Below are 24,584 nucleotides of genomic sequence, written 5' to 3'. Positions count from 1 at the left end.
CTCAGGCCGCGGCCGCGAACTGGGCCGCGTACAGCCGGGCGTACGCGCCGCCCGTCGCCAGGAGTTCCTCGTGCGTGCCCTGTTCGACGATGGAGCCGTTCTCCATCACCAGGATCACGTCCGCGTCCCTGACGGTGGAGAGCCGGTGGGCGATCACGAACGAGGTGCGGCCCTTCCGGAGGGAGGACATGGCCCGCTGGATGAGGACCTCGGTGCGGGTGTCGACCGAGCTGGTCGCCTCGTCGAGGACCAGGATCGCCGGATCCGACAGGAACGCCCGGGCGATGGTGATCAGCTGCTTCTCACCGGCGCTGAGCCCGGCGCCGTCCTCGTCGAGGACCGTGTCGTAGCCGTCGGGCAGGGTCCGGACGAACCGGTCGGCGTAGGTGGCCATGGCGGCCTCCTCGATCTGCTCCCGGGTGACCGTCCCGCTCGCTCCGTAGGCGATGTTCTCGGCGATCGTGCCGCCGAAGAGCCAGGTGTCCTGGAGGACCATGCCGATCCCGGACCGGAGGTCCTCCCGGGACATCCCCGCCACGTCCACGCCGTCGAGGGAGATCCGGCCGCCGGTCACCTCGTAGAACCGCATCAGCAGGTTCACCAGCGTCGTCTTGCCGGCGCCGGTCGGGCCGACGATCGCGACCGTCTGGCCCGGCTCCACCGTCAGCGACAGGTCCTCGACGAGCGGCTTCTCCGGCTCGTAGCGGAAGGCGACCTTCTCGAACGAGACCCGTCCGCCGGCCGTCTCCCGGAGCGGCGCGCCCTCGGGCGCGGGGGACTCCTCCTCCGCGTCGAGGAGGTCGAAGACCCGCTCGGCGGAGGCGACCCCGGACTGCAGCAGGTTGGCCATCGCGGCGACCTGGTTGATCGGACCGCTGAACTCGTACGAGTACTGGATGAACGCCTGCACGTCGCCGACGCTCAGCGTTCCGCTCGCCACCCGCAGCCCGCCCACGACCGCGATCAGGACGTAGTTGAGATTGCCGACGAAGGTGAGGGCGGGCTGGATGAAGCCGGAGATGAACTGGGCGCGGAAGCTCGCCGCGTACAGCTCCTCGCCGAGCTCGTCGAAGCGGGCCACGGCCGCGTCGCGCCGCCCGAAGACGACGACCTCCGCGTGCCCGGTGATCATCTCCTCGACATGGCTGTTGAGGCGGCCCGTCACGGCCCACTGCTTCACGAACTGCGGCTGGGCGCGCTTGCCGATCCGCGCCGCGACCAGCAGCGAGAGCGGGACGGTCGTGAGGGCGACGAGGGCGAGCAGCGGCGAGATCCACCACATCATCACCAGCACGCCGACGATCGTGAGCAGTGCCCGGACCATCTGGCTGAAGGCCTGCTGGAGGGTCTGGGTGATGTTGTCGATGTCGTTGGTGGTGCGGCTGAGGACCTCGCCGCGCGGCTGCCGGTCGACGTACGAGAGCGGCAGCCGGGCCAGCTTGGCCTGGGCCTCGGCGCGCAGCCGGTGCCCGGCCCGCTGGACGACGGTGGTGGCGAGCCGCTGCTGCACCCAGGTGAGCGCGGCGGAGCCGGCGACGGCCGCGAAGGCGGCGGTGAGGGCCTGGCCGACCGCGCGGAAGTCGACGCCGTCCGGGCCCGCCGCGCCGGTGATGACGAGGTCGGTGGCGTGGCCGAGGATCAGCGGGCTGAGGACGGCGAGGAGGACGCTCGCCGCGGCGGCGGCGACCACCCCGAGCAGCCGGGCACGGTCGGGGGCCATGGTGCGCAGGAGGCGCAGGCCGGAGGAGCGGAAGTCGAGGGAGCGTTCGAGGGACGGGGTGCTGATGCCGGGACCGCGCTGCTGTACGGCCGGTCCCCGGCGCTGAGGGGCACTCACGCTGCTTCCTCCTCGGTGAGCTGGGAGAGGACGATCTCCCGGTAGGTGGCGTTGTCCCGCATGAGTTCCTCGTGGGTTCCGCTGCCGACGGCGCGGCCCTGGTCGAGGACGACGATCCGGTCGGCGTCCCGGATGGTGGAGACGCGCTGGGCGACGATGACGACGGTCGCGTCGGCGGTCTCCGCCTTGAGGGCGTCCCTCAGCAGCGCGTCGGTGCGGTAGTCGAGGGCGGAGAAGGAGTCGTCGAAGAGGTACACCTGGGGGCGGGCGACGAGGACGCGGGCGATGGCGAGGCGCTGGCGCTGGCCGCCCGAGAGGTTGGTGCCGCCCTGCGCGACCGGCGCGTCGAGCCCCTCGGGGAGCTTCGTCACGAAGTCGGCGGCCTGGGCGACCTCCAGGGCGTGCCACAGTTCCTCGTCGGTCGCCTCGGGCTTCCCGTACCGCAGGTTGCTCGCGACCGTGCCGGAGAAGAGGTACGGCTTCTGCGGGACGAGTCCGACGGTACGGGCGAGCAGCGCGGCGTCCATGGCGCGGACGTCGACGCCGCCGACGGTGACCCGGCCGCCGGTGGCGTCGAAGAGCCGGGGGACGAGGCCGAGGAGGGTGGTCTTGCCGCTGCCGGTGGAGCCGATGACGGCGGTGGTGCGGCCGGGCCGGGCGCTGAGGCTGACGGAGCGCAGGACGGGTTCCTCGGCTCCGGGATAGCTGAAGTCGGCGTCCTGGATGTCGAGTCGTCCCGGCCCGTGCAGCGCGTGGACGGGTGCCTCGGGGGCGGAGACGGAGGACTCGGTGGCGAGGATCTCCTGGATGCGTTCGGCGCTGACTTCGGCGCGGGGCATGTGCATCAGCAGGAAGAGGACCATCATCACCGACATCATGATTTGGAGCAGATAGCCGAGGAACGCGATCAGCGAACCGGCCTGCAGGGCCCCGGACTCGATCCGGTGGGCGCCCGCCCAGATGATGGCGACGGTCGAGAGTTCCCAGACGATCAGCACGATCGGGAACATCAGGGCCTGGAGCCGGCCGACCCGCAGTCCGACCGCGCGGAGTTCGTCGTTGGCGGCGCCGAATCGGTTCTGCTCGTGGCGGTCGCGGACGAAGGCGCGGACGACCCGGATGCCGGTGATCTGCTCGCGCATCACCCGGTTGACCCGGTCCACGCGTTCCTGCATGCCGCGGAAGAGCGGCCGCATGCGCAGGACGACGGCGCCGACGGCGCCGGCCATGAGCGGGACGAAGAGCAGGAGCAGGAGCGCGAGCGGGACGTCCTGGTCGAGGGCCATCACGATGCCGCCGACGCTCATCAGGGGTGCCGCCACGAGCATCGTCAGGACGAGGACGGCGAACGTCTGGACCTGCTGGACGTCGTTGGTGGTGCGGGTGATGAGGGAGGCGGTGCCGAAGCGGCTCATCTCCCGTGCGGAGAAGTCCTGGACGCGCCGGAAGGCGGCGGCGCGCAGGTCACGGGCGACGCCCATGGCGATCTTGGCGCCGAAGTAGACGGCGCCGGCAGCGGCGGCGGCCTGGAGGAGGGTGACGGCGGCCATCTGGGCGCCACCGGTGAGGACATGGGCGGTGTCGCCGCGCAGCACGCCGTTGTCGATGACGTCGGCGTTGAGGGTGGGGAGGGCGAGGGAGGCGAGGGACTGGACGAGTTGGAGGAGGACGACGAGGGCCAGGGTGCGCCGGTAGGGCCGGAGCCGGCCGACGACGAGACGGAGCAGCATGGGTGTGGCTCCTTCTCAGGCGCCGTAGGGGCGGACGGACTTGGCGTCCCGCAGGGAGTGCGCCCACCAGGCGAGCTGGTCGAGCATCGTCTTGGCGGCGGCATCGGGACGGGTGGGGTCCTTGTGGCGTCCGTCCTCGTCGAAGTGGCCGTGGGCGTTGTGGAAGGAGACCGTGTCGCGGACGGTCACGGCGTGCATCTCGGCGAAGACCTGGCGCAGTTGCTCGACGGCGCGCAGGCCGCCGGAGATCCCGCCGTAGGAGACGAAGCCGACGGGCTTGGCCTGCCACTCGGTGTAGTGCCAGTCGATCAGCGACTTGAGGGAGGCGGGGAAGGAGTGGTTGTACTCGGGCGTGACGACGACGAAGGCGTCCGCGTCGGCGAGTACCGGTGAGACCTTGGCGAGTTCGGCGACGACCGTGGCGTCGGGGTGGTGGGAGAGGGCCGTGGGCAGGTCGACGGCGGCGAGGTCGACGACATCGACGGTGAAGTCGCTGCGTTCGGCGGCACGGGCGCGGAACCAGTCGGTGATGACGGGGGCGAACCGGCCTTCACGGTTGCTGGCGACGATCACGGCGAGCTTGAGGGGCGTGGAGTTCGTGCGTGCGATATCCATGCCGGGGATCCTGTTACCTCAAGTTTGGTTGAGGTCAAGCGCCGTTCTCCGGCGCGGTTCCGAACCTCGGCCCGGCATACCGTGAGAGCCATGACGACACCTCCCCCGCACATCGAGATCGACGGTGCCCCGGCGGCCGATCCCGCGCTCCTCGCCACGCTGCTGAGCGGCTTCGGCCACTTCACCGCGATGCAGGTACGCGACGGGCGGGTACGCGGCTTCGGCCTGCACGTCGACCGCCTGGACCGCTCCACCCGCGAGCTCTTCGGGCAGGGCATCGACGGCGAGCACGTCCGACGGCTCCTGACCGGCGCGCTGCGGACGACGGGCCGGCGGGACGCGACCGCGCGGGTGTACGTCTACGAGGGCGTCCGCCTCGTGGTGGTCCTCCGCGACCCGGCCACCGCGCCCCGTACCCCGCAGCGCCTGAAGTCCGTCGACTACTGGCGCCCCGCTCCCCACATCAAGCACCTGGGCGGCTTCGGCCAGTCCTACTACGGCGAGTCGGCGCGACGCGAGGGGTACGACGACGCCCTGCTGGTCTCCCGGGACGGCGAGATCGCGGAGGGCGCGGTCACCAACATCGCCTTCTGGGACGGCACATCGGTGATCTGGCCCTCGGCCCCCTGCCTCACGGGCATCACCATGGCGCTCCTGGAGGAGCGCCTGGGGTCCGTGCGGCGACGGGTGACGACGGACGACCTGCCGGGAATGCGGGCCGCGTTCGTGACGAACTCCCGGGGGATCTCCCCGGTGGGCGGGATCGACACGCTCGGGTTCGCGGTGGACGAGGGGCTGATGGGGCGGGTGTACGAGGCGTACGAGTCGGTGCCGTGGGAGCGCTTGTAGGGCGCCGGACGACGGCCCCACGAGCTGGCAACACGCTCTGTATCAGGGGGCGTTCGGTGCTCGCTCCGGGTAGCATCGACGGTGCGGATGGGTGACATGGGGGTCCGGAGATGGTCGCGAGGTACGTCGTCTCGCCGGGGGGCGGTCGTCGCGCGCATCCCGACATCACCTCCGCGCTGCGCGCCGCCGCCCGGGGCCGGGCCGCGCTGATCGAGATCGCGCCCGGGCACTACGAGGAGAGCCTCACCGTCCGGGGCGAGGTCCGGCTGGTCGCGGTCGACGGCCCGGGCTCCGTCGTGGTGAGCCGACTGCGCGGGACGGTACTGGAGACCGCGGGATCGGTTCACGTCGAAGGTCTCGTACTGACCGGCCGTGACACCGAGGCCGACACCGTCGCCTGCCTGGCGGGCGCCCTCACCCTCGACCACGTGGAGGTCCGGACGCCGGGCGGCGCCGGGACGCACGCGCGGCCGAACACCCACGTCACCCTGCGGGACAGCGTCCTCCTGCACGGCCGCACGCTCTTCACCGCGTCGGCCGGGCTGATCGAGCGATGCCGCTTCACCGACGCCGCCGACAACGCGGTCGCCGTGATCGAGGGCGCCCGCGTCGCCGTCCGCGGCAGCCGGATCGAGGGCAGCCGGATCCACGGGGTGCGCGTCTGCGACGCCCGGGCCGAGGTGACCGGCTGCGAGCTGACCGGCACCGGGAACTCGGCCCTGATGGCCGACACGCGGGCGGAACTCACCGTGGCCGACTGCGCGATCAGCGCCGTGCACGCGGAGGGCGTCATGTTCGTCGAGCAGTCCCGGGGCTCCGTGGACCGCACACGCGTCACCGACGCGCAGCACGGGATCGGGGCGGCGAGCGGCGCGAACCCTGTGGTGCGCGGCTGTACGCTCACCGACTGCCGCGACTCCGGCATCAACGTCCAGACGTCGGCCCGTGGCACGTTCGAAGGCTGCCACATCGTCCGCGCGGGCAACATCGCGGTCTTCTCCGCGCACGGCGGGGCGCCGGAGGTCCGCGACTGCCACATCTCGGGAGGCAATGTCGGCGTCGCCGTGACGGAGTCGGCACGGGGCCGGTTCACCGGCATCCGGGTCGAGGGCCTGACCAACTCCGCGCTGCGCGTCTGGAACGGATCCGGCGGCGTGTTCACGGACGTCCGGGTGGACCGCTGCACGCTGGGCCTGGACACCAAGGGGGACGGCGGCACGACGGCCGACCTCACCGACGCGGTGTTCCGCGACGTCGAGACCGCGGTGACCGCGCTGGGCGAGTCCCGGGTCACGCTCAGGAAGGCCGTGGTGGAGCGCGGCGGGGTGGGCTTCTTCGCCGGCGAGGAGGCCCAGCTCCTCCTGCACGACTGCGAGGTCAGGACGGTGAGCATCGGCGGGGCGGCGGCGTCCGGCAAGGCGAAGCTCTTCGCCCGGAACCTCACCGTGACCGGATCCGAGGGGGCCGGGCTCTCCGGGAGCGAGTCCGGCTACCTGGACGTCGCGGACTCCGCGTTCACCGGCTGCGCGACCGCGGGCGCGGCCTTCGCCGACAGGAGCGCCGGCCGGCTGGTCGACTGCTCCGTGGACGGGCCGGAGGGGCCCGCCGTCCTGCACAACGGGCGTGTCGAACTGGTCGGACTGCGGACGTCGCTGCCGGTCGTCCGGAAGACCATCCGCACCGAGGAGCAGAACCCGACGATCATCAACCACCACCACGGCCCTGTCATCACCGGACCGGTCATCAACTCCCAGTTCGCGTGGGGCAACGACAACGTCACCCAGAACCAGACGACAGAGGACGGTCCCGCAGCATGAGCGAGCCACGGAACGAACACCACTACGAAGGTCCCGTGATCCACGGCGGGGTCTCGAACACCCAGTTCGCCTGGAACAACGAGACGGCCACCCAGAACCAGCAGGTCAACGGCGAGGTCGCCGCGGGCTACGAGGCGCTGGCCCAGCGGGTCGCCGAACTGCTCCGGCAGCTGCCCGAGGCGGGTCTCGCCCAGCAGGACCGCGAGGACGCCGAGGCCGCGGCCGGTGAGGTCCTGGAGGTGATCACCCAGCCGGAGCCCGAGGCGGGCAGGGTGCGGCGCGCGCTCGCCACGCTCCGGGGGGCGCTGGTCCCCGTCGCGAGCGGCGTCGCCGCCGGCACGACGGTGGGCGCCCAGGAGTGGGCCCGCGCGGCGATCGAGGGGCTCATCGCCTGACGCACACGGCGGCACGGGTCCCGCGCGGGGAGCACCTTCGCGCGGGACCCGCGCGCCTTCGTGCGGAAGCTCCCCGCACGGGGCCCGCGCTCCTTCGTGCGGGGAGCACCTCCGCGCGGGCCCGCATCCTCGGACCTCGGCACGGGCGTCCGGTCGGGGGCCCGTCGACGTCACCCGTTCGACACGGATCGTCACCTCGTCCGCCACAACCCGCACTGACCTGCGTAAACACCGGTCGGGCAAGGCGACACACCGTACCGGACGGAGTAATTCTGACCCTCCATCAGCAGGCGCGCGGCGCGCCGGGGCTCTTATCTCGGTCCTAGGAGGCAGGTCCCGGGAAGTCCCTCTCGGGAGGCCTCCCCGGCATGACCGCTCGCGCGCCCCGGAGGACCCCATGCGCACCACTGCCCGCCTGCTCACCGGTACCGCGCTGACGGTCGCCGCCATCGGTGCCCTCGGCGCCCCCGCCGCGTACGCCGGGGACTCCGGGACCCTGGAGGTCTACCCGTCCTCCGCGACCCCGGGCACCACCGTGACCGTCAACACCCTCGCCTGCGGCAAGCACGGGCACGGCGTGGGCGACGCGCAGTCCCTCGGAGCGGGCGACTTCCAGCTGAACCCGAGCACGCACAAGGAGGTCGTGGTCGGCCAGTTCACGGTCCCGCACCACGCCAAGGCCGGTACGTACTGGATCAGCGTCGCCTGCGACAACGGCAAGACGGCGCGCGGCGAGCTGGAGGTCAAGCACAAGACCCCCAGCGGCCATGTGAGTACCGGTGTCGGAGGCAGCGTCGGCCCCGACACCACCCAGATCGCGGCGGGCGCGGCGGTGCTGGCCGCGGCTGCCGTCGGCGGTACGTGGCTCCTGCGCCGCCGGGCGAGCGGCGCGCAGGACGGCTGAGACGTACCGCACGCCCTGCCCCCGCCGCGCGCCCGAACGAGGCCCGGCGGGGGCAGGGCCACACCCGGGGCCCCGTTCCCCGCACCACCCCGAGAGGGCAGAACGTGAACAACAGGAGCAAGGGCTGGGGCATAGCCGTCGCCGTGTGCGTCGGTCTCTGGCTCGTCCAGAACGGCTCGGAGAACGTCACCCCGCCGGTTCCGTCCGCCGCGCAGGCGTTCGCCGCGGGCCCGAACGCGCACACCACCGCGGCCGCCGACCCGCTGCCGCCCTCCGCGCCCGTCCGGCTCCGCATCCCCGAGATCGACGTGGACACGCCCATGATGCGGCTCGGCCTGGCCGAGGGCGGCGCCCTGGAGGTACCTCCGGCGGACGACCGCAACCTGGCCGGCTGGTACGAGAACGGCACGACGCCGGGCGCCGAGGGCACGGCGATCGTCGCCGGCCATGTCGACAACGCGCGGGGCCCCGCCGTCTTCTACGCCCTCGGCGCGCTCGAGAAGGGCAACCGGATCGAGGTGGACCGCCAGGACGGCCGGACCGCCGTGTTCACGATCGACGCCGTCGAGGTGTACGAGAACGAGGACTTCCCCGACCGGAAGGTCTACGGCGAGGCGGACCGGGCCGAGCTGCGCGTGATCACCTGCGGCGGCGGCTTCACCAAGAAGTCCGGCTACCAGGGCAACGTGGTCGCCTTCGGCCACCTCATCGGCGTGCGCTGAGGCCCCGCCTCCTGAGGCTGTGCCGCCTCTGGACCCGCCTTCTGAGGCCCCGCCCCCTCACCCTCTGAGGCCCCGCCGCCTCACGACCACTGGTCGAAGGCGAGCTTCGCGACCAGCGAGAAGACGACGAACAGCAGCACCCCGCGGACGAACTCGGCACCCTTGCTGAGCGCCATCCGTGCCCCGACCATCCCGCCGGCCAGGTTGAAGACGGCCATGACCGCCGCCAGCTGCCAGAGCACACTGCCCTGGTAGGCGAACATCGCGAGCGCGCCCGCGTTGGTGCAGACGTTGACGATCTTGGCGGTGGCGGAGGCGGTCACCAGGTCGAGATGGAGTACGGCGGTCAGCGCGAGGACCAGGAACGTGCCGGTGCCCGGACCGAACAGGCCGTCGTAGAAGCCGATCCCGCCGCCGACGACCACGATCGCGGTGACGACCCGTGCCCGGCCGACGGGGGCCTTGGTCTCCGCCTGCGTCCCGAAGGACGGCCGCAGCATCACGAACGCGGCCACGCCGACCAGCACCACCATGATCACGGGTCGCAGCACGTCGTTGCTGATCCCGGCCGCGAAGAAGGCTCCGGCCATGGACCCTGCGAGGGCCGCGAGCCCGATCCGTACCGCCGTCCTCACCTGGACCGGCGCCTTGCGTACGTACGTGACGGCGGCCCCGGTCGTACCGACGATCGCGACCGCCTTGTTGGTGCCGAGGATCTGCGCGGCCCCGGCCTGCGGGATCCCGAGGAGCAGCGCGGGCAGCAGAAGGAGCCCTCCCCCACCGACCACGGCGTCGATCCAGCCGGCCACGAGCGCGGCGAGGCAGAGCAGGACGAGCGTGGTCAGGGATATGTCAGGCATGCTCGCGAGCCTAGGGAGGAGATGGGTGTGCCGTCCATCAATCTCCGGAGAGTTGAGCTACGTCTGAGGTTGCGCCGGCCGGCGACCGGTCGGGCGCGGGCGGCGCGTCCGGTTCGACGGCGACCGTGAGGAAGGTCGCGGCGAGGGCGCCGGCGGCGAGGAGCCCGGCGGCGACCTGCCGTCTGGCGCGGTCGGCGGCATGGACGCGCCGGGCGCGGTGCCGTATGCGGTGCTTGGCGCGGTGGTCAGTCATGGCTGAAGTCCTCGGTGTGGATGCGGCGGGCGGGGACCCCGGCCCGGACGAGCGATGCGGTGGCGGCCTGGGCCATCGCGGGCGGCCCGCAGAGATAGACGTCGTGGGCGGCGAGGTCGGGCACGAGGTTGCACAGGGCCTGCGGGGCGAGGGGGTCGAAGGAGGCGTCGGACGGGCCGAGGAGGTAGTGCAGGGCGGCCTCCCGTTCGCGGGCGATCCGTTCCAGCTCCTCGCGCAGGACGAGCCCCTCGGCGTCGGAGGCGCGGTAGAGCAGCGTCACGTCGCCGGGCCCGCCGGGCAGGGTCTCGAACAGCGCCCGCATCGGGGTGATGCCCACGCCTCCGGCCAGCAGGAGCACCTTGCGGCGGGTGCGGCGGTGGGCGGTGAGCGCGCCGAACGGGCCGGTGGCGAGGACGCGGGTGCCGGCTCGCAGCCGCCGGATCCGACGGGTGTGGTCGCCGAGCGCCTTGACGGTGATCCGCAGGGTGTCGTCGCGGACGGGCGCCGAGAGGGAGAACGGCAGCGCGGTGCGCCAGAGCCTTCGGGACAGGAACCGCCAGCGGAAGAACTGGCCGGGTTCGGCGCACAGCCGCTCCAGACCGGTTCCCCGGACGGTCACCGAGACGACGCCCGGGCCCTCGTCGCGGACCTCGGTCACCCGCAGCCCGTGGCGCAGCGCCTGCCGGACGGGGACGACGATCCGGTACCAGACGAGGAGGACGGCGACGGTGGCGTGCGCCATCGACCAGACCCAGAGCGCGAGCACGCTCCCGGTGAGGTCGGGTCCGGCGAGCTGGTGCACGAAGCCGAGGGCGGCGGCGAGGTGGCTGAGCAGATGGACCGCCCGCCAGGTCTCGTGGCGCAGCCGCCGCCGGGCGGCCCGGGCGGAGGTCACGCCGACGGCGACGAGGAGGGCGGTCCCGGCGGTGGCGGCGGCGAGCGCGGGGTAGGAGAGCAGCTCGCCGGCGGCGGTGACCAGGTCGGTACGGGTGTGCACGGCGTACCCGCAGAGCGCGAGCAGCGCGTGGGCGCCCACGAGGCCGAGGGTGTACCGGCCGCCGAGGGAGTGCCAGCGGGCGAGCCGGTCGGCGCCGACCCCGTGCTCGACGGCGGGGACCCGGGCCATCAGGAAGAGCATGACCAGCACGCCGTAGCCGGCGAGCAGCCCGGTGAGATGGGCGCCGCTCGCGAAGACGGCGTCGAGCCGCGCGGAGGTCTCCGCCTGGACCCCCCAGCCGAGGGCCACGACCCCGGCCCCGCCGACGACGGCGCGCCGCAGCAGGTCGGGCGCGACCCTCGGGTTGCGGGCAGTCGTTCCGCAGGGCGGAACGGGTGGGCACAACCCCCCGCCGGGCCGCACCCGGCCCTCCTCCCGCACACCACGCGCCGCCAGATACGCGGCAAGCGCCGGATGGCTGGGTTCCTGAACCTCGGTCGTCACGAGAGCCGACACTAGGGTCCCCGAGGTATACGAAACCGCAGCTCAGCCCCTCCCCCGCGATCCTTAAGGTCCCCTTGAGGAGACTCTGACCACGGGTTAAGCCTCACACCCGCGCACCTCACAGTGCGATCCCGGCGGAGCGGAGATCAGCGTTCCGTGCGGGAAACAGTCGGGATGCCGACGGGTAACACCCGCCCCGCACTCTTCGTGTCATGAGTACACGGATCGTGGTGGTCGGAGGCGGAACGGCGGGCGTCCGGCTCGCCCAGCGCCTGCCTGTCACCCTCCTCGGCGAAGAGCCGCACGCACCGTACAACAGGGTGCTGCTCGCGGACGTCCTCGCCGGCCGGTACGCCCCCGAGGTGATCGCGCTGCCCGCTCCGCGGGAGCCGGTGCGGCGCGGGGTGCGGGCGGTGCGGATCGACCGGGCCGCCCGGACCGTGGAGTGCGCGGACGGGACGGAGGTCGGCTACGACCGGCTGGTCCTGGCGACCGGCTCCAACCCGGTGCTGCCGCCGCTGCGCGGGCTGCGCGGCTCGGTGCTGCCGTCGGGCGTCCACCCCTTCCGTACCCTCGACGACTGCCTGGAGCTGCGGAGGCTGGTGCGGCCGGGCGTGCGCGCGGTCGTCATCGGCGGCGGTCTGCTCGGGGTCTCGGCGGCCCGGGCGCTGGCCGCCCTCGGCGCGGAGGTCGTGCTGACCCAGCAGGGCGAGCGGCTCATGGAGCGTCAGCTCGACGCCCAGGCCTCGGAGCTGCTGCGGGAGCACGTGGAATCCCTCGGCGTCGAGGTGCACACCGAGTGCCGGGTCAGCGGTCTGCGGCAGGAGGACGGCGCGGTCACGGCCGTCGAACTCGCCGACGGATTCGTGCTCGACGCCCAGGTCGTGGTCGTCGCCTGCGGGGTCCGGCCGCGCGTCGGTCTGGCCCTGGAGGCCGGCCTGGAGGTCCGTAAGGGCATCGTCGTCGACGACGAGCTGCGGACCTCCGACCCGTACATCCACGCCGTAGGCGACTGCGCCGAGCACGACGGCCGGGTCTACGGCCTGGCCGGCCCGGCCCTGGAACAGGCGGACGCGCTGGCGGACGTCCTGCGCCCCGGGGCGTCCGGGGCCCGGCCCGCCTACACCGGCACCCGCGCCCTGACCCGGCTCACGCTCGGCGGGCCCGAGTCGCTCGACCTGGCCGCGTTCGGCGAGGCCACACCGCTGCCCGGGGACGACGTCGTCCAGCTGACCGACGCCACCCGCCGGGCCTACCGGAAGGTCGTCGTCCGCGGTGACCGGTTGGTCGGCGGGGTACTGCTCGGCGATCTCGCGGCGGTCGGCACCCTCGCCCAGGCCTGGGAGGGCGACGAGGCCCTCCCGCAGGCTCCCCTGCTTCACCTGCTCACCCATGACGGAGGCTCCTGAGATGTCGACCACGCCCGTCCACACCCCCACCGTGCCCACCGTCGTCCTGGTCGGCCACGGCATGGTCGGCCAGCGGTTCCTGGAGGCGCTCGCCGACCGGGGCGTCACCGAGCGCGCGCGGGTCGTCGTGCTCTGCGAGGAGCCGCGTCCCGCCTACGACCGCGTGCAGCTGACCTCGTACTTCAACGGCCGGACCCCCGAGGACCTGTCGATGGTCGAGAACGGCTTCATGGAGAAGTACGGCATCGAGCTGTACGTCGGCGACCCTGCCGAGTCGGTCGACCGCGCGGCCCGTACGGTCACCGCCCGCTCCGGGCAGGTCTTCCCGTACGACACCCTCGTCCTGGCCACCGGTTCGTACCCCTTCGTGCCGCCGGTCCCCGGCAAGGACGCCCGCGGCTGTTTCGTGTACCGGACGATCGAGGACCTGCTCGCGATCGAGGAGTACGCGAAGACGGCGACGACCGGCGCGGTCGTCGGCGGCGGCCTGCTCGGTCTGGAGGCGGCGGGCGCGCTCAAGGGGCTCGGACTCGACACCCACGTCGTGGAGTTCGCGCCCCGGCTGATGCCGGTGCAGGTCGACGAGGGCGGTGGCGCGGCGCTGCTGCGCACGATCGAGCAGATGGGGCTGACGGTCCACACCGGCACCGGCACGCAGGAGGTGGTGACCGAGAACGGCGCGGTCACCGGGATGCGCCTGTCGGACGGTTCCGAGGTGGCCACGGACATGGTGGTCTTCTCGGCGGGCGTACGGCCCCGGGACCAGCTGGCGCGTGACTGCGGTCTGACGGTCGGCGAGCGCGGCGGCATCGCGGTGGACGACACGTGCCGGACCTCCGACCCGTCCGTGTACGCGATCGGCGAGTGCGCGCTGGCCTCGGACGGCCGGGTGTACGGCCTGGTGGCGCCCGGGTACGAGATGGCGCTGACGGTGGCCGCGGCGATCGCCGACGAGGCCGAGGAGCGCTCCTTCACCGGTGCCGACATGTCGACCAAGCTGAAGCTGCTCGGTGTGGACGTGGCCTCCTTCGGCGACGCCCACGGCACGACGGAGGGCTGCCTCGACGTCGTCTACTCCGACTCCCGCTCCGGGGTCTACAAGAAGCTCGTGGTCGACGGGGACGGGGTGCTGCTCGGCGGTGTCCTGGTCGGTGACGCCGACTCGTACGGGATGCTGCGCCCGCTCACCGGCTCCGTGCCGCCCGTCTCCCCCGAGCAGCTGGTGCTCCCGGCGGGCGCGGGCGCGCCGGTCGCGCTCGGCCCGTCCGCGCTGCCGGACGACGCGGTCATCTGCTCCTGCCACAACGTCACCAAGCACGCGATCAGCCAGTGCGCGACGCTGCCGGAGGTGAAGAAGTGCACCAAGGCCGGTACGGGCTGCGGCAGTTGCGTGAAGCTCATCGGCCAGCTGCTGCCGGAGCCGGCGGACAAGGGGCTGTGCGGCTGCTTCTCGTACACCCGCACCGAGCTGTACGAGATCACCCGCACGCTGCGGCTGACCTCCTTCGCGGAGCTGCTCGACTCGCACGGCCGGCCGGAGGCTCGGGGCGGTGAGGGCTGCGAGGTCTGCAAGCCGACGGTCGGCTCGATCCTGGCGAGCCTCGCGCCGGTGATCGGGGCGGGCGGGTACATCCTCGACGGCGAGCAGGCCGCCCTCCAGGACACCAACGACCACTTCCTCGCGAACATGCAGCGCAACGGCTCGTACTCGGTCGTGCCGCGCATACCGGGCGGCGAGGTCACCCCGGAGAAGCTGATCGTGATCGGCGAGGTGGCGCGCGACTTCGGGCTGTACACCAAGATCACGGGCGGTCAGCGGATCGACCTGTTCGGCGCCCGGGTGGACCAGCTCCCGGCGATCTGGACCCGGCTGGTCGACGCGGGCTTCGAGTCGGGCCACGCCTACGGCAAGTCGCTGCGCACGGTGAAGTCCTGCGTGGGGCAGACCTGGTGCCGCTACGGCGTCCAGGACTCCGTGAAGATGGCGATCCAGCTGGAGCTGCGCTACCGGGGGCTGCGCTCCCCGCACAAGCTCAAGTCGGCGGTCTCCGGCTGCGCCCGGGAGTGCGCGGAGGCGCAGTCCAAGGACTTCGGCGTCATCGCGACGGCGAACGGCTGGAACCTGTACGTGGGCGGCAACGGCGGCGCGACCCCGCGCCACGCGGACCTGCTGGCGCAGGACCTGTCGGACGCCGAACTGGTGCGGCTGATCGACCGGTTCCTGATGTTCTACATCCGTACCGCCGACCGCCTGGAGCGCACCTCGGTGTGGCTGGAGCGGCTCGAGGGCGGGCTCGACCACCTGCGGGACGTGGTCGTGCACGACTCGCTGGGGCTCTGCGACGAGCTGGAGGCGCTGATGGCGGCCCATGTCGCGGACTACCAGGACGAGTGGGCCGCGACCCTGGACGACCCGGAGCGGCTGCGCCGCTTCGTCTCCTTCGTGAACGCGCCGGACGCGCCGGACCCGTCGGTGCGGTTCGTCCCGGAGCGGGACCAGATCAAGCCGGACCTGACGGTCCTCACCATCGGCACCATGCGAGCCGGAACTCTGGAAGGGGTCTGAAGCCCGATGAATCTCGAACTCTCCCACGACGTCGACGCCGACGCCTGGACGACGGTCTGCGAGGCCTCCCGGCTGACCCCGGGCCGGGGCGTGGCCGCGCTGCTCCCCGACGGCCGGCAGGCGGCGCTCTTCCTGGACCGGTCCGGGCGGGCGTACGCGATCGAGAACCGCGACCCGTTCACCGGGGCCCAGGTGCTCTCCCGGGGGCTGCTCGGATCGGCGGGCGGGCGGGCGTTCGTGGCCTCGCCGCTCCTGAAGCAGCGCTTCGACCTGGAGACGGGCAAGTGCCTGGACGACGACGGTGTTTCGGTGGCGGTGTTCCCGGTCCGCACCGTGTGAAACGAATGATCATTTCAACTTGACCGCTCGTTCCAGATACTCCTAGAGTCGACGCGTGGCAAGGACCAAGGAATTCGACCCGGACGCCGCGCTCCAGGCAGCTCTCGAGCTGTTCTGGGCGCGCGGCTACGAGGCGACGACGATGGCGCATCTCGTCGAGGCGCTCGGAATCGGCCGCGCCAGCATCTACGCCACCTTCGGCAACAAGCACGCCCTGTACGTGAAGGCGCTCGACCGCTACCTCCGGTCACGCGACCGGCTGATGGTGGAGGAGCTGTCCGCACCGGGGCCGGCGCTTCCGCCCGTACGGACCCTGATCCGCCGCTTCGCCGCGGAGGCGGCGGCGGACGAGAGCCGCCTGAGCGGCTGCCTCGTCACCAACTCGGCGGCCGAACTGGGCCCGCACGACGAGGTGGTGGCCCGCCGGGTGGAGCTGAGCTGGGAGCAGATCGAGACCCTGCTCCACGCCTCGCTGGTCCGGGCCCGGGCCCAGGGCGAGCTGCCCGCCGACCGCGATCCGCGGGCGCTGGCCCGGATGCTCCTCGTCCTGGCGCAGGGCCTGCGCGTCGTCGGCAAGGCGTCGAGCGACCCGGCCAGGGTCCGCGACGCGGCGGAGCAGGCGCTGACGCTGCTGGACTGAGGGAAGACCTTTCACGGGCGCCTCATGGCGCCCCTTTCTTGGGCCTTCATATTGGAACGTACGGTCAAGAAACCTAGGGAGTTGGCATCGTCATGCCCGCACGCTTCACCGACAGGACCGTTCTCGTCACCGGCGCCGGCACCGGCCTCGGACGGGCCGTCGCGCTCGCCTTCGCCGCCGAGGGCGCGAAGGTCGTCGTCTCCGGCCGCAGCGCGGCCACGCTCGACGAGACGGCGCTGCTGATCGAGGCCCTCGGCGGCACCGCGGCCGTCGTCACGGCCGACGTGTCCCGCGCGGAGGACACCCGCCGCCTGGTCCGGGAGACCGTCGAGACCTTCGGCGGACTCGACGTCGCCGTGAACAACGCCGGGGTCTTCCGGGGCGGCGCCTCCGCCGCCGACTTCCCCCTGGAGGACTGGCATACCCTGCTCGACACCAACGTCACCGGCGTCCTGCACTCCCTCCAGGCCGAGATCGCCCACATGCGGGCCCACGGCGGCGGGGCCATCGTCAACGTCTCCTCCAACCTCGGCCCGCACGTGCGCATACCCGGCGTCTTCGGCTACCAGGTCTCCAAGGCGGCGGTCTCCGCGATGACACGCGCCGCCGCCCTCGACCACATCGCCGAGGGGGTCCGGATCAACGCGGTCAGCCCCGGCGCCTCGGAGTCCGCGATGTCGCTGCGGCCCGGCGAGACGGAGGCCGAGCGCGCCGTGCGGATGAAGGACGAGTCGCCGCTCGGCCGGATCTCGACGGCCTCCGAGGTCGCGGCGGCGGTGCTCTACCTCGCCTCGGAGGACGCCGGGTCGGTCGTCGGCGCCGACCTGGTGATCGACGGCGGCGTTTCGGCCTGAGGCGGCCGGACGTAGGCTGTGCGGTCCTACTCCGGAGTAAGAACGAGGGGGTCCGCATGGCCACGTCCGTCGGCACCGGCGCCTGGAGCGCCCGGGACATCCCGGACCAGCGAGGCCGCACCGCAGTCGTCACCGGCGCCAACAGCGGCATCGGCCTGGTCACCGCCCGCGAACTCGCCCGCAGGGGCGCCCGGGTGGTGCTCGCCTGCCGCAGCGCGGCCAGGGGCACGGCGGCCGTGGAGCAGGTGCGGCGCGAGGTGCCGGACGCGGAGGTGGAGTTCCGTCCGCTGGACCTCGCGGACCTCTCCTCCGTACGGGAGTTCGCGGCTTCGCTCCCGTACGGACGGCTCGATCTGCTCGTCAACAACGCGGGTGTGATGGCGCTGCCCTACGCCCGGACGGCGGACGGCTTCGAGACGCAGTTCGGCGTCAACCACCTGGGCCACTTCGCGCTCACCGGCCTGCTGCTGCCGCGGCTGCTCGACGCCCCGGCGGCCCGGATCGTCACCGTCTCCAGCGGCCTGCACGCCTTGTCCAGGCTGGACATGGGTGATCTCAACAGCGAGCGGAAGTACCGGCGCTGGACGGCCTACGGCCGCTCGAAGACGGCCAATCTGCTCTTCGTCCACGAGCTGGCACGGCGGCTGAGGGCCGCGGGTGCGGGGATCGTGGCAGCGGCCGCCCACCCCGGGTACGCGGCGACCAACCTGCAGACGGCGGCGGCACGGCTGGAGGGCCGCTCGGGCGCCGAACGGATCATGGAGCTCGGCAACCGGATCATCGCCCAGCCGGCCGAGGTCGGGGCGCTGCCGACGCTCTACGCGGCGACGGCGGCCGGCGTGGCGCCCGACTCGTTCACCGGCCCGTCGTTCCTGATGTGGCGGGGCGCGCCCGGGCCTTCGCGGCGGGCGCGGTGGACCCTCGACGACGTCGCCGGCGAGCGGCTCTGGAGCGCCTCCGAGCAGCTCACCGGCGTGACGTACGAGGGCCTGAAGGGGTGATCAGCCCTGGACCGCGGCGGGGTCCATCCACATGACCTCCCAGTGGTGGCCGTCGGGGTCCGTGAACGAGCGGCCGTACATCGTGCCGTAGTCCAGGGGCTCCTTCGCCGGGGAGCCGCCGGCGGCGAGGGCGCCGTCCGCGAGCTCGTCGACCTTCTCGCGGCTCTCCGCGCTCAGCGCGAGGAGCACCTGGGTCGTCCTGGTCGCGTCGGCGATCTCCTTGCCCGGCTTGGTGAACTCCTTGAACTTGGCCTCGGTCAGCAGCATCGCGAAGATCGTGTCGCTGATGACCATGCAGGCGGCGGTCTCGTCGGTGAACTGCGGGTTGAAGGAGTAGCCGAGCTTGCCCCAGAAGGCCTTGGAGGCCTCCAGGTCCTTCACCGGCAGGTTGACGAAGATCATCTGGTTCATGGTGTCCGCTCTCTCGTGTCTCTCGTGTGCCTGGTGTGCGTCGGTGTGGCTGGTGTGCGCGGTGTGGCTCGTGTGCGCGGTGTGGCTCGTGTGCGCCGGTGTGGCTCGTGTGCGCTTTCGAGAGTTAAGACGACGGGCCCCGCGGAAACTCATCGGCGCGCGGGAAGTTTTTCCCGGCCACCGCGGAACCCGCTGACATTCCGACCGACGCTTCCCTTTCATCGGTTGTTGCTGCACCGTCAACTTCGTACCAACTCCGTACTCCTAGGTTCCGGAAGCGCGCGACCCCGCCGCCGACCGGTGCGGCGGGTTCACACACCACCCCTCTGGAGTGAGACGTGGAGCGACGCAGTTTTCTGCGCGGAGCGGTCATCGGGACGTCGGCGGCGGCCTTCGGCGGCACGCTGATGCACGGGGCGGCCTACGCTGCCCCCGCCCAGCCGGGCGCCGGACCGTACGGTGCCCTCGGCGCGGCCGATGCCAACGGCATCCTGCTGCCGAGCGGCTTCAGCAGCCGGGTCATCGCCCGGTCGGGACAGACCGTCCCCGGCACCTCGTACACCTGGCACAACGCCCCCGACGGCGGCGCCTGCTTCGCCGACGGCAGCGGCTGGATCTATGTCTCCAACTCGGAGATCAACCCCGGCGGCGGCGCGAGCGCGGTCAGGTTCAGCTCGGCCGGCGCCGTCACCGGCGCGTACCGCATCCTCTCCAACACCCGCACCAACTGCGCGGGCGGCAAGACCCCCTGGAACACCTGGCTCTCCTGCGAGGAGGTCAGCCTCGGCTACGTCTACGAGACCGACCCGTACGGCGTGAACGCGGCCGTCCAGCGGCCCGCGATGGGCCGCTTCAAGCACGAGGCCGCCGCGGCCGACCCCGTCCGCAGGGTCGTCTACCTGACCGAGGACGAGACCAGCGGCTGCTTCTACCGCTTCATACCCACCACCTGGGGCAACCTCTCCTCCGGGACGCTCCAGGTACTGGTGGCCGGAAGCGCCACCTCGGGCTCCTTCACCTGGCAGAACGTGCCGGACCCGGACGGTTCGCCGACGGCGACGCGCAGCCAGGTCTCCGGCTCGAAGAAGTTCAACGGCGGCGAGGGCTGCCACTACGCCAACGACACCGTCTGGTTCACCACCAAGGGCGACAACCGGCTCTGGCAGCTCAACCTCACCAACAACACCTACGAGCTCGCCTACGACGACTCACTGGTGTCCGGCGGCGGCGCCCCGCTGACGGGTGTCGACAACGTCACCGGCTCCTCCTCGGGCGACCTGTTCATCGCCGAGGACGGCGGCAACATGGAGATCTGCATCATCACGCCGGACGACGTCGTCGCCCCCTTCCTGCGGATCAGCGGTCAGTCCGGCTCCGAGATCACCGGGCCGGCCTTCTCCCCCGACGGCAGGCGGCTGTACTTCTCCAGCCAGCGCGGCACCTCCGGCAGCTCCTCCGGCGGCATCACCTACGAGGTGACGGGCCCGTTCCGGGCGTAGTGGCGCTCCGCGGGGGCCGCCGACACGGCCCCCGCGACCCTTCTCCGGGCGCCGCCCAGCAGGGCGGCGCCCAACGGCGTCAGGGTGTGCAGGACGGCGTTGCCGTGCCGCAGAGTGGCGACGAGCCCCGCCTCGCGCAGGACACCGGCGTGCTGGCTGGCCGAGGCGAGCGACACCCCTGCCCTCCGGGCGAGTTCGCTCGTGGTGCCGCCGTCGCCGATCGCGTGCAGGACCGCCGAGCGCGTGTTGCCGACGAGCTTGGCGAGCGAGGATCCGCCCGGCGGGTGCACGGTCGGCGCCTCGCAGTGCGTCGTCGGGTAGACGAGCACCGGCGGCAGCGCCGGGTCGCGCAGGACGACCGGTGTGCCGCGACAGAAGTACGAGGGCTGGAGCAGCAGGCCCCTGCCGTCGAGGTGGAGGTCGCGCGCGACGGGATAGTCGGCCTCCAGGACGGGCGAGCGCCAGCGGAACATCGGCGGCAGCGAGGCGAGGAGCTCCTCGGCGCCCCCGTCGAGCAGAGCCCGGCCGCGCAGCGCCCGGTCGGCCTCGACCCGGGCGCGGATCTGGGGCCAGTACGGCTCGATCGCGGCCCGGTGGTAGCTGCGCAGGGTCCCGATGAGCCGGCTGAACGGTTCTTCACCGCCCTCGGCGAGCGCGCGCAGCGAGTGCGGCACCGTAGGGCCGCCGGCCCGGTCGGCGCCGAGCAGGGCCAGCTCGGACCTGAGCCGCCTCTCGGGGGTCGCGCGGACCGCCTGGAGGGCCTCGTCGAGGCCGTGGAGGCCCTCGGGAGGGGTCAGGAAGTCGGGGAAGTAACCGCGACTCGGGACAAGCGCGGCGAGCAGCCGGGTCTCCCCGTTGATCCGGGGGCGCGTGTCCGAACGCCATTCTCCGTAGACGACCGACCCCCGCCGGTCTCTAAGCCGGTGAAAGCTGAGAATCGTTTCCCACAGAACGTTCGGCCGGGCCGCCATCCGCACCCCTGCCACGTCGCTCGCGGTGAAATGAATCCGCAGCATTGGAACCCCCAACTGTGCACTCGCAACCACCCCCGTCGTTGAGTATGCACATCATCACAGCACGTTACCAGGGTGTTTCAGCCACACTTGAAAAGCATCGCGGTGACGGGGGGCAAACGGAAAAGCTGTGGGGGTCGGGCAGGAAACCTTCAGGACCGAGGTGGCGTGGCGAAGACCGTGGGGGGCTTTGCGCGTCCGGCGGCGGTCGGCGAGGGTTGCGGCTCACCTGCCCGGCATGGGTAATGGGCGCGGCCACCGGGTGGGGATCCGGGGGTCGCGCCCGTCCCGTTCTTTGCGGGACCAATCGTGGAAAGTTCAATGCGGAAAGTTCAACGCCCAATAATTCAATCGGCCTCGATTGAACACAAACTCACATCGGGCGAACATCCTGGGGCCGCGCCTGGGTGGACGAAATACGACGGGGCGGACACCTCCGCACAAGGTGTCCGCCCCGTCTCTCTTGCGACCCGGAGCCGCCGCCCATCGGTTGAGGGTCGGGGACGAGCGGCGACTCCGGTGACCTTTGCTACTGAACGTCCGGTCAGCGGCCGTCCAGCAGCGCCGAGCCCGAGGGCTCAGCGGCTGTCGGAGCCCTTCGACTCCGCCGCCGCGCGACCGGCCTCCAGGCGCGCCACCGGGATCCGGAAGGGCGAGCAGGAGACGTAGTCGAGGCCCACCTCGTGGAAGAAGTGCACCGACTCCGGGTCGCCGCCGTGCTCGCCGCAGACACCGAGCTTGATGTCGGGGCGGGTGGCGCGGCCGGCCTCGACGGCGCTGCGGACCAGCGCGCCCACACCGTCCTTGTCGATGGTCTCGAACGGCGAGACACCGAAGATGCCCTTCTCCAGGTACGCGGTGAAGAAGCTGGCCTCCACGTCGTCCCGGGAGAAGCCCCACACGGTCTGGGTGAGGTCGTTGGTGCCGAAGGAGAAGAACTCGGCGGCCTCGGCGATCTGACCGGCGGTCACGGCGGCGCGCGGCAGCTCGATCATGGTGCCGAGCGCGAGCTTCAGCTCCACGCCGGTCTTCGCCTGGACCTCGGCGATGACCTGCTCGGCCTCGTCGCGGACGATCTCCAGCTCCTGGACGGTGCCGACCAGCGGGATCATGATCTCGGCGCGCGGGTCGCCCTTGGACTCGACGCGCTGGGCCGCGGCCTCGGCGATCGCCCGGACCTGCATGGTGAACAGGCCGGGGATGACCAGGCCGAGCCGGACGCCGCGCAGACCCAGCATCGGGTTCTGCTCGTGCAGCCGGTGCACGGCCTGGAGCAGGCGCAGCTCGTTCTCGTGCGGCTCCTTGCGGGCCTCGGCGAGGGCGACGCGCACCGACAGCTCGGTGATGTCGGGGAGGAACTCGTGCAGCGGCGGGTCGAGCAGCCGGACCGTGACGGGCAGCCCGTCCATGGCCTCGAAGAGCTCGACGAAGTCCTTCTTCTGCAGCGGGAGCAGGGCGTCCAGGGCCTCGGTCCGCTCCTCGTCGGTGTCGGCGAGGATCAGCTTCTCGACCATCTCGCGGCGCTCGCCGAGGAACATGTGCTCGGTGCGGCACAGGCCGATGCCCTGCGCGCCGAAGCGGCGGGCGCGGGAGGCGTCCTCGGCGTTGTCGGCGTTGGCGCGCACGCGCAGCCGGCGGACGCGGTCGGCGTAGGCCATGATCCGGTGGACGGCGGCGACGAGCTCGTCGGCGTCGTCGGCGCCGGCGTGCATCCGGCCCTCGAAGTACTCGACGACCGGGGACGGTACGACGGGTACCTCACCGAGGTACACCTTGCCGGTGGAGCCGTCGATGGAGACGACGTCGCCCTCCTCGATGACCTGGCCCGAGGTGGTGGTCATCCGGCGGCGCTTGGTGTCGACCTCGAGCTCCTCGGCGCCGCAGACACAGGTCTTGCCCATGCCGCGGGCGACGACGGCGGCGTGCGAGGTCTTGCCACCGCGCGAGGTCAGGATGCCCTCGGAGGCGATCATGCCGTCCAGGTCGTCCGGGTTGGTCTCACGGCGGATCAGGATGACCTTCTCGCCGGAGCGCGACCACTTGACGGCCGTGTACGAGTCGAAGACGGCCTTGCCGACGGCCGCGCCCGGCGAGGCGGCGATGCCGCGGCCGATCTGCTCGACCTTGGCGTTCTCGTCGAACTTGGGGAACATCAGCTGGGCGAGCTGGGCGCCGTTGACGCGCTGGAGCGCCTCGGCCTCGTCGATCAGGCCCTGGTCGACGAGCTGGGTCGCGATCCGGAAGGCGGCACCGGCGGTGCGCTTGCCGACGCGGGTCTGCAGCATCCACAGCTGGCCGCGCTCGATGGTGAACTCGATGTCGCAGAGATCCTTGTAGTGGGTCTCCAGCGTCTCCATGATCTGCATCAGCTGGTCGTACGACGCCTTGTCGATCGACTCCAGCTCGGCCAGCGGCACGGTGTTGCGGATACCGGCGACGACGTCCTCGCCCTGCGCGTTCTGCAGGTAGTCGCCGTAGACGCCCTGGTGGCCGGAGGCGGGGTCGCGGGTGAAGGCGACACCGGTGCCGGAGTCCGGGCCGAGGTTGCCGAAGACCATGGAGCAGACGTTGACCGCGGTGCCCAGGTCGTGCGGGATGCGCTCCTGGCGACGGTAGAGCTTGGCGCGGTCGGTGTTCCAGGAGTTGAAGACGGCCTCGATGGCCAGGTCCATCTGCTCGCGCGGGTCCTGCGGGAAGTCGCGGCCGGCCTCGGCCTTCACGATCTTCTTGAAGTGCTTGACGAGCTTCTTCAGGTCGGCGGCGTCGAGGTCGGTGTCGACGGTGACCTTCTTGGCGGCCTTGGCCTCGTCGAGGGCCTCCTCGAAGAGCTCGCCGTCGACGCCGAGGACGGTCTTGCCGAACATCTGGATGAGACGGCGGTACGAGTCCCAGGCGAAGCGCTCGTCGCCGGCCTGGGCGGTGAGGCCCTCGACGGACTTGTCGGAGAGGCCGATGTTCAGGACCGTGTCCATCATGCCGGGCATCGAGAACTTGGCGCCGGAGCGGACCGAGACGAGCAGCGGGTCGTCGGCCTGGCCGAGCTTCTTGCCCATCTTCTGCTCGAGGGCGTCCAGGTGGGCGCTGACCTCGTCACGGAGCTCGACGGGCTCGGAGCCGCTGTCGAGGTAGACCTTGCACGCCTCGGTGGTGATCGTGAAGCCGGGGGGAACCGGGAGGCCGAGGTTGGTCATCTCGGCGAGGTTCGCACCCTTGCCACCGAGCAGGTCCTTCAGGTCCCTGTTGCCCTCGGTGAAGTCGTACACGAACTTCTGATCTTTGTTTTCCGACACGTGTCTCGACTCCTCGAGGACTCGGTGGCTGCCCTGACGGCGAGGAACATACCCAGATCGAAGGCCCCTGTGGAGGTATGCCTGCCGGTCACATGGTCTTAACCACCCGTCCGCCAGCGCATCGAAAGTAACTGATGAG

At 71.8% G+C, this 24,584-nt stretch carries 21 protein-coding genes; 12 read left to right on the top strand and 9 right to left on the bottom strand.

The features are described from left to right. Position 1 precedes the first annotated feature (1 nt). Genes M5362_RS06685 through M5362_RS06675 form a run of 3 tightly spaced genes read right to left on the bottom strand, consistent with a single transcriptional unit; the run spans position 2 to position 4,182 of the window. A complete protein-coding gene (locus tag M5362_RS06685) occupies positions 2–1,837 on the bottom strand; it encodes an ABC transporter ATP-binding protein (protein WP_374214417.1) in 1,836 nt (611 codons plus the stop codon). Beyond that, positions 1,834–3,567 (bottom strand): ABC transporter ATP-binding protein, encoded by a 1,734-nt coding sequence (locus M5362_RS06680; RefSeq protein ID WP_260226396.1) that lies wholly within the window; start codon positions 3,565–3,567, stop codon positions 1,834–1,836. Before M5362_RS06680 ends, M5362_RS06685 begins: the two co-directional genes overlap by 4 nt. A gap of 15 nt (positions 3,568–3,582) precedes the next feature. Then, the gene (locus M5362_RS06675; RefSeq protein ID WP_260226395.1) at positions 3,583–4,182 is read right to left on the bottom strand and encodes an NADPH-dependent FMN reductase; all 600 of its coding nucleotides are present in this window, start codon (positions 4,180–4,182) and stop codon (positions 3,583–3,585) included. 90 nt (positions 4,183–4,272) lie between these two features. Between M5362_RS06675 and M5362_RS06670 the strand changes: the two genes are divergently transcribed. From M5362_RS06670 to M5362_RS06650, 5 genes are all read left to right on the top strand, one after another. Further along, the gene (locus tag M5362_RS06670) at positions 4,273–5,031 is read left to right on the top strand and encodes an aminotransferase class IV (protein ID WP_260226394.1); all 759 of its coding nucleotides are present in this window, start codon (positions 4,273–4,275) and stop codon (positions 5,029–5,031) included. A 110-nt stretch (positions 5,032–5,141) separates the two neighbouring features. Continuing rightward, positions 5,142–6,848 (top strand): right-handed parallel beta-helix repeat-containing protein, encoded by a 1,707-nt coding sequence (locus tag M5362_RS06665; protein WP_260226393.1) that lies wholly within the window; start codon positions 5,142–5,144, stop codon positions 6,846–6,848. Then, the gene (locus M5362_RS06660; RefSeq protein WP_260226392.1) at positions 6,845–7,243 is read left to right on the top strand and encodes a hypothetical protein; all 399 of its coding nucleotides are present in this window, start codon (positions 6,845–6,847) and stop codon (positions 7,241–7,243) included. Before M5362_RS06665 ends, M5362_RS06660 begins: the two co-directional genes overlap by 4 nt. Positions 7,244–7,640: 397 nt before the next feature. Next, positions 7,641–8,147: a hypothetical protein gene (locus tag M5362_RS06655; RefSeq protein ID WP_260226391.1), complete on the top strand. Its 507-nt coding sequence runs from the start codon at positions 7,641–7,643 to the stop codon at positions 8,145–8,147. 104 nt (positions 8,148–8,251) lie between these two features. Continuing rightward, on the top strand, positions 8,252–8,869 hold the full coding sequence (locus M5362_RS06650) for a class F sortase (protein WP_260226390.1): 618 nt from the start codon (positions 8,252–8,254) through the stop codon (positions 8,867–8,869). A gap of 80 nt (positions 8,870–8,949) precedes the next feature. On the opposite strand, the gene M5362_RS06645 is transcribed toward M5362_RS06650, so the two are convergent. The 3 genes from M5362_RS06645 to M5362_RS06635 are packed head-to-tail and all read right to left on the bottom strand — an operon-like array spanning position 8,950 to position 11,264. After that, positions 8,950–9,729 (bottom strand): TSUP family transporter, encoded by a 780-nt coding sequence (locus M5362_RS06645; RefSeq protein ID WP_260226389.1) that lies wholly within the window; start codon positions 9,727–9,729, stop codon positions 8,950–8,952. Between the two features lie 37 nt (positions 9,730–9,766). Continuing rightward, positions 9,767–9,982, bottom strand: a complete 216-nt coding sequence (locus M5362_RS06640) for a hypothetical protein (protein ID WP_260226388.1) — start codon at positions 9,980–9,982, stop codon at positions 9,767–9,769. Beyond that, positions 9,975–11,264: a ferric reductase-like transmembrane domain-containing protein gene (locus M5362_RS06635; protein ID WP_374214423.1), complete on the bottom strand. Its 1,290-nt coding sequence runs from the start codon at positions 11,262–11,264 to the stop codon at positions 9,975–9,977. Before M5362_RS06635 ends, M5362_RS06640 begins: the two co-directional genes overlap by 8 nt. 371 nt (positions 11,265–11,635) lie before the next feature. On the opposite strand from M5362_RS06635, the gene M5362_RS06630 reads away from it, so the two are divergent. From M5362_RS06630 to M5362_RS06605, 6 genes are all read left to right on the top strand, one after another. After that, the gene (locus M5362_RS06630) at positions 11,636–12,832 is read left to right on the top strand and encodes an NAD(P)/FAD-dependent oxidoreductase (protein WP_260226386.1); all 1,197 of its coding nucleotides are present in this window, start codon (positions 11,636–11,638) and stop codon (positions 12,830–12,832) included. Position 12,833: 1 nt separating this feature from the next. Then, positions 12,834–15,398, top strand: a complete 2,565-nt coding sequence (nirB, locus tag M5362_RS06625) for a nitrite reductase large subunit NirB (protein WP_260226385.1) — start codon at positions 12,834–12,836, stop codon at positions 15,396–15,398. 6 nt (positions 15,399–15,404) lie between these two features. Next, complete coding sequence (nirD, locus tag M5362_RS06620) at positions 15,405–15,737, top strand: nitrite reductase small subunit NirD (protein ID WP_260226384.1); 333 nt, start codon at positions 15,405–15,407, stop codon at positions 15,735–15,737. Positions 15,738–15,792: 55 nt separating this feature from the next. Further along, positions 15,793–16,377 (top strand): TetR/AcrR family transcriptional regulator, encoded by a 585-nt coding sequence (locus M5362_RS06615; RefSeq protein ID WP_260226383.1) that lies wholly within the window; start codon positions 15,793–15,795, stop codon positions 16,375–16,377. Positions 16,378–16,469: 92 nt separating this feature from the next. Beyond that, positions 16,470–17,231 carry an SDR family NAD(P)-dependent oxidoreductase gene (locus M5362_RS06610; RefSeq protein ID WP_260226382.1) on the top strand — a complete coding sequence of 254 codons (762 nt, stop codon included), beginning with the start codon at positions 16,470–16,472 and terminating at the stop codon, positions 17,229–17,231. A gap of 56 nt (positions 17,232–17,287) precedes the next feature. After that, entirely contained in the window at positions 17,288–18,232 is a 945-nt protein-coding gene (locus M5362_RS06605) for an oxidoreductase (RefSeq protein WP_260226381.1), read from the top strand. Here the strand turns inward: M5362_RS06605 and M5362_RS06600 are convergent, their stop codons facing one another. Further along, on the bottom strand, positions 18,233–18,643 hold the full coding sequence (locus M5362_RS06600) for a VOC family protein (protein ID WP_260226380.1): 411 nt from the start codon (positions 18,641–18,643) through the stop codon (positions 18,233–18,235). 338 nt (positions 18,644–18,981) lie between these two features. On the opposite strand from M5362_RS06600, the gene M5362_RS06595 reads away from it, so the two are divergent. Continuing rightward, entirely contained in the window at positions 18,982–20,142 is a 1,161-nt protein-coding gene (locus M5362_RS06595) for a PhoX family protein (protein WP_260226379.1), read from the top strand. Here the strand turns inward: M5362_RS06595 and M5362_RS06590 are convergent. Together M5362_RS06590 and ppdK are read right to left on the bottom strand one after the other, a co-directional pair. After that, positions 20,112–21,158 (bottom strand): helix-turn-helix transcriptional regulator, encoded by a 1,047-nt coding sequence (locus M5362_RS06590; RefSeq protein ID WP_260226378.1) that lies wholly within the window; start codon positions 21,156–21,158, stop codon positions 20,112–20,114. The two genes, M5362_RS06595 and M5362_RS06590, sit on opposite strands and share 31 nt — an antisense overlap. A 575-nt stretch (positions 21,159–21,733) precedes the next feature. Continuing rightward, positions 21,734–24,445, bottom strand: coding sequence for a pyruvate, phosphate dikinase (gene ppdK / locus M5362_RS06585; RefSeq protein WP_260226377.1), 2,712 nt, complete (start codon positions 24,443–24,445; stop codon positions 21,734–21,736). Positions 24,446–24,584: the final 139 nt, after the last annotated feature.

It is taken from the genome of Streptomyces sp. Je 1-79 (assembly GCF_025195125.1).
Lineage (GTDB): Bacteria > Actinomycetota > Actinomycetes > Streptomycetales > Streptomycetaceae > Streptomyces.
Note: the sequence above shows the minus strand (reverse complement) of the source record. Positions and strands in the feature narration are given on the sequence as shown.

Coding starts and splice junctions, on each gene's coding strand:
- M5362_RS06610 (WP_260226382.1), top strand. CDS start 16,470: ATGCCCGCACGCTTCACCGACAGGACCGTTCTCGTCACCGGCGCCGGC.
- M5362_RS06670 (WP_260226394.1), top strand. CDS start 4,273: ATGACGACACCTCCCCCGCACATCGAGATCGACGGTGCCCCGGCGGCC.
- M5362_RS06660 (WP_260226392.1), top strand. CDS start 6,845: ATGAGCGAGCCACGGAACGAACACCACTACGAAGGTCCCGTGATCCAC.
- M5362_RS06630 (WP_260226386.1), top strand. CDS start 11,636: ATGAGTACACGGATCGTGGTGGTCGGAGGCGGAACGGCGGGCGTCCGG.
- nirD (WP_260226384.1), top strand. CDS start 15,405: ATGAATCTCGAACTCTCCCACGACGTCGACGCCGACGCCTGGACGACG.
- M5362_RS06665 (WP_260226393.1), top strand. CDS start 5,142: ATGGTCGCGAGGTACGTCGTCTCGCCGGGGGGCGGTCGTCGCGCGCAT.
- M5362_RS06600 (WP_260226380.1), bottom strand. CDS start 18,643: ATGAACCAGATGATCTTCGTCAACCTGCCGGTGAAGGACCTGGAGGCC.
- M5362_RS06680 (WP_260226396.1), bottom strand. CDS start 3,567: ATGCTGCTCCGTCTCGTCGTCGGCCGGCTCCGGCCCTACCGGCGCACC.
- M5362_RS06645 (WP_260226389.1), bottom strand. CDS start 9,729: ATGCCTGACATATCCCTGACCACGCTCGTCCTGCTCTGCCTCGCCGCG.
- M5362_RS06590 (WP_260226378.1), bottom strand. CDS start 21,158: ATGCTGCGGATTCATTTCACCGCGAGCGACGTGGCAGGGGTGCGGATG.
- M5362_RS06640 (WP_260226388.1), bottom strand. CDS start 9,982: ATGACTGACCACCGCGCCAAGCACCGCATACGGCACCGCGCCCGGCGC.
- M5362_RS06605 (WP_260226381.1), top strand. CDS start 17,288: ATGGCCACGTCCGTCGGCACCGGCGCCTGGAGCGCCCGGGACATCCCG.
- M5362_RS06655 (WP_260226391.1), top strand. CDS start 7,641: ATGCGCACCACTGCCCGCCTGCTCACCGGTACCGCGCTGACGGTCGCC.
- M5362_RS06675 (WP_260226395.1), bottom strand. CDS start 4,182: ATGGATATCGCACGCACGAACTCCACGCCCCTCAAGCTCGCCGTGATC.
- nirB (WP_260226385.1), top strand. CDS start 12,834: ATGTCGACCACGCCCGTCCACACCCCCACCGTGCCCACCGTCGTCCTG.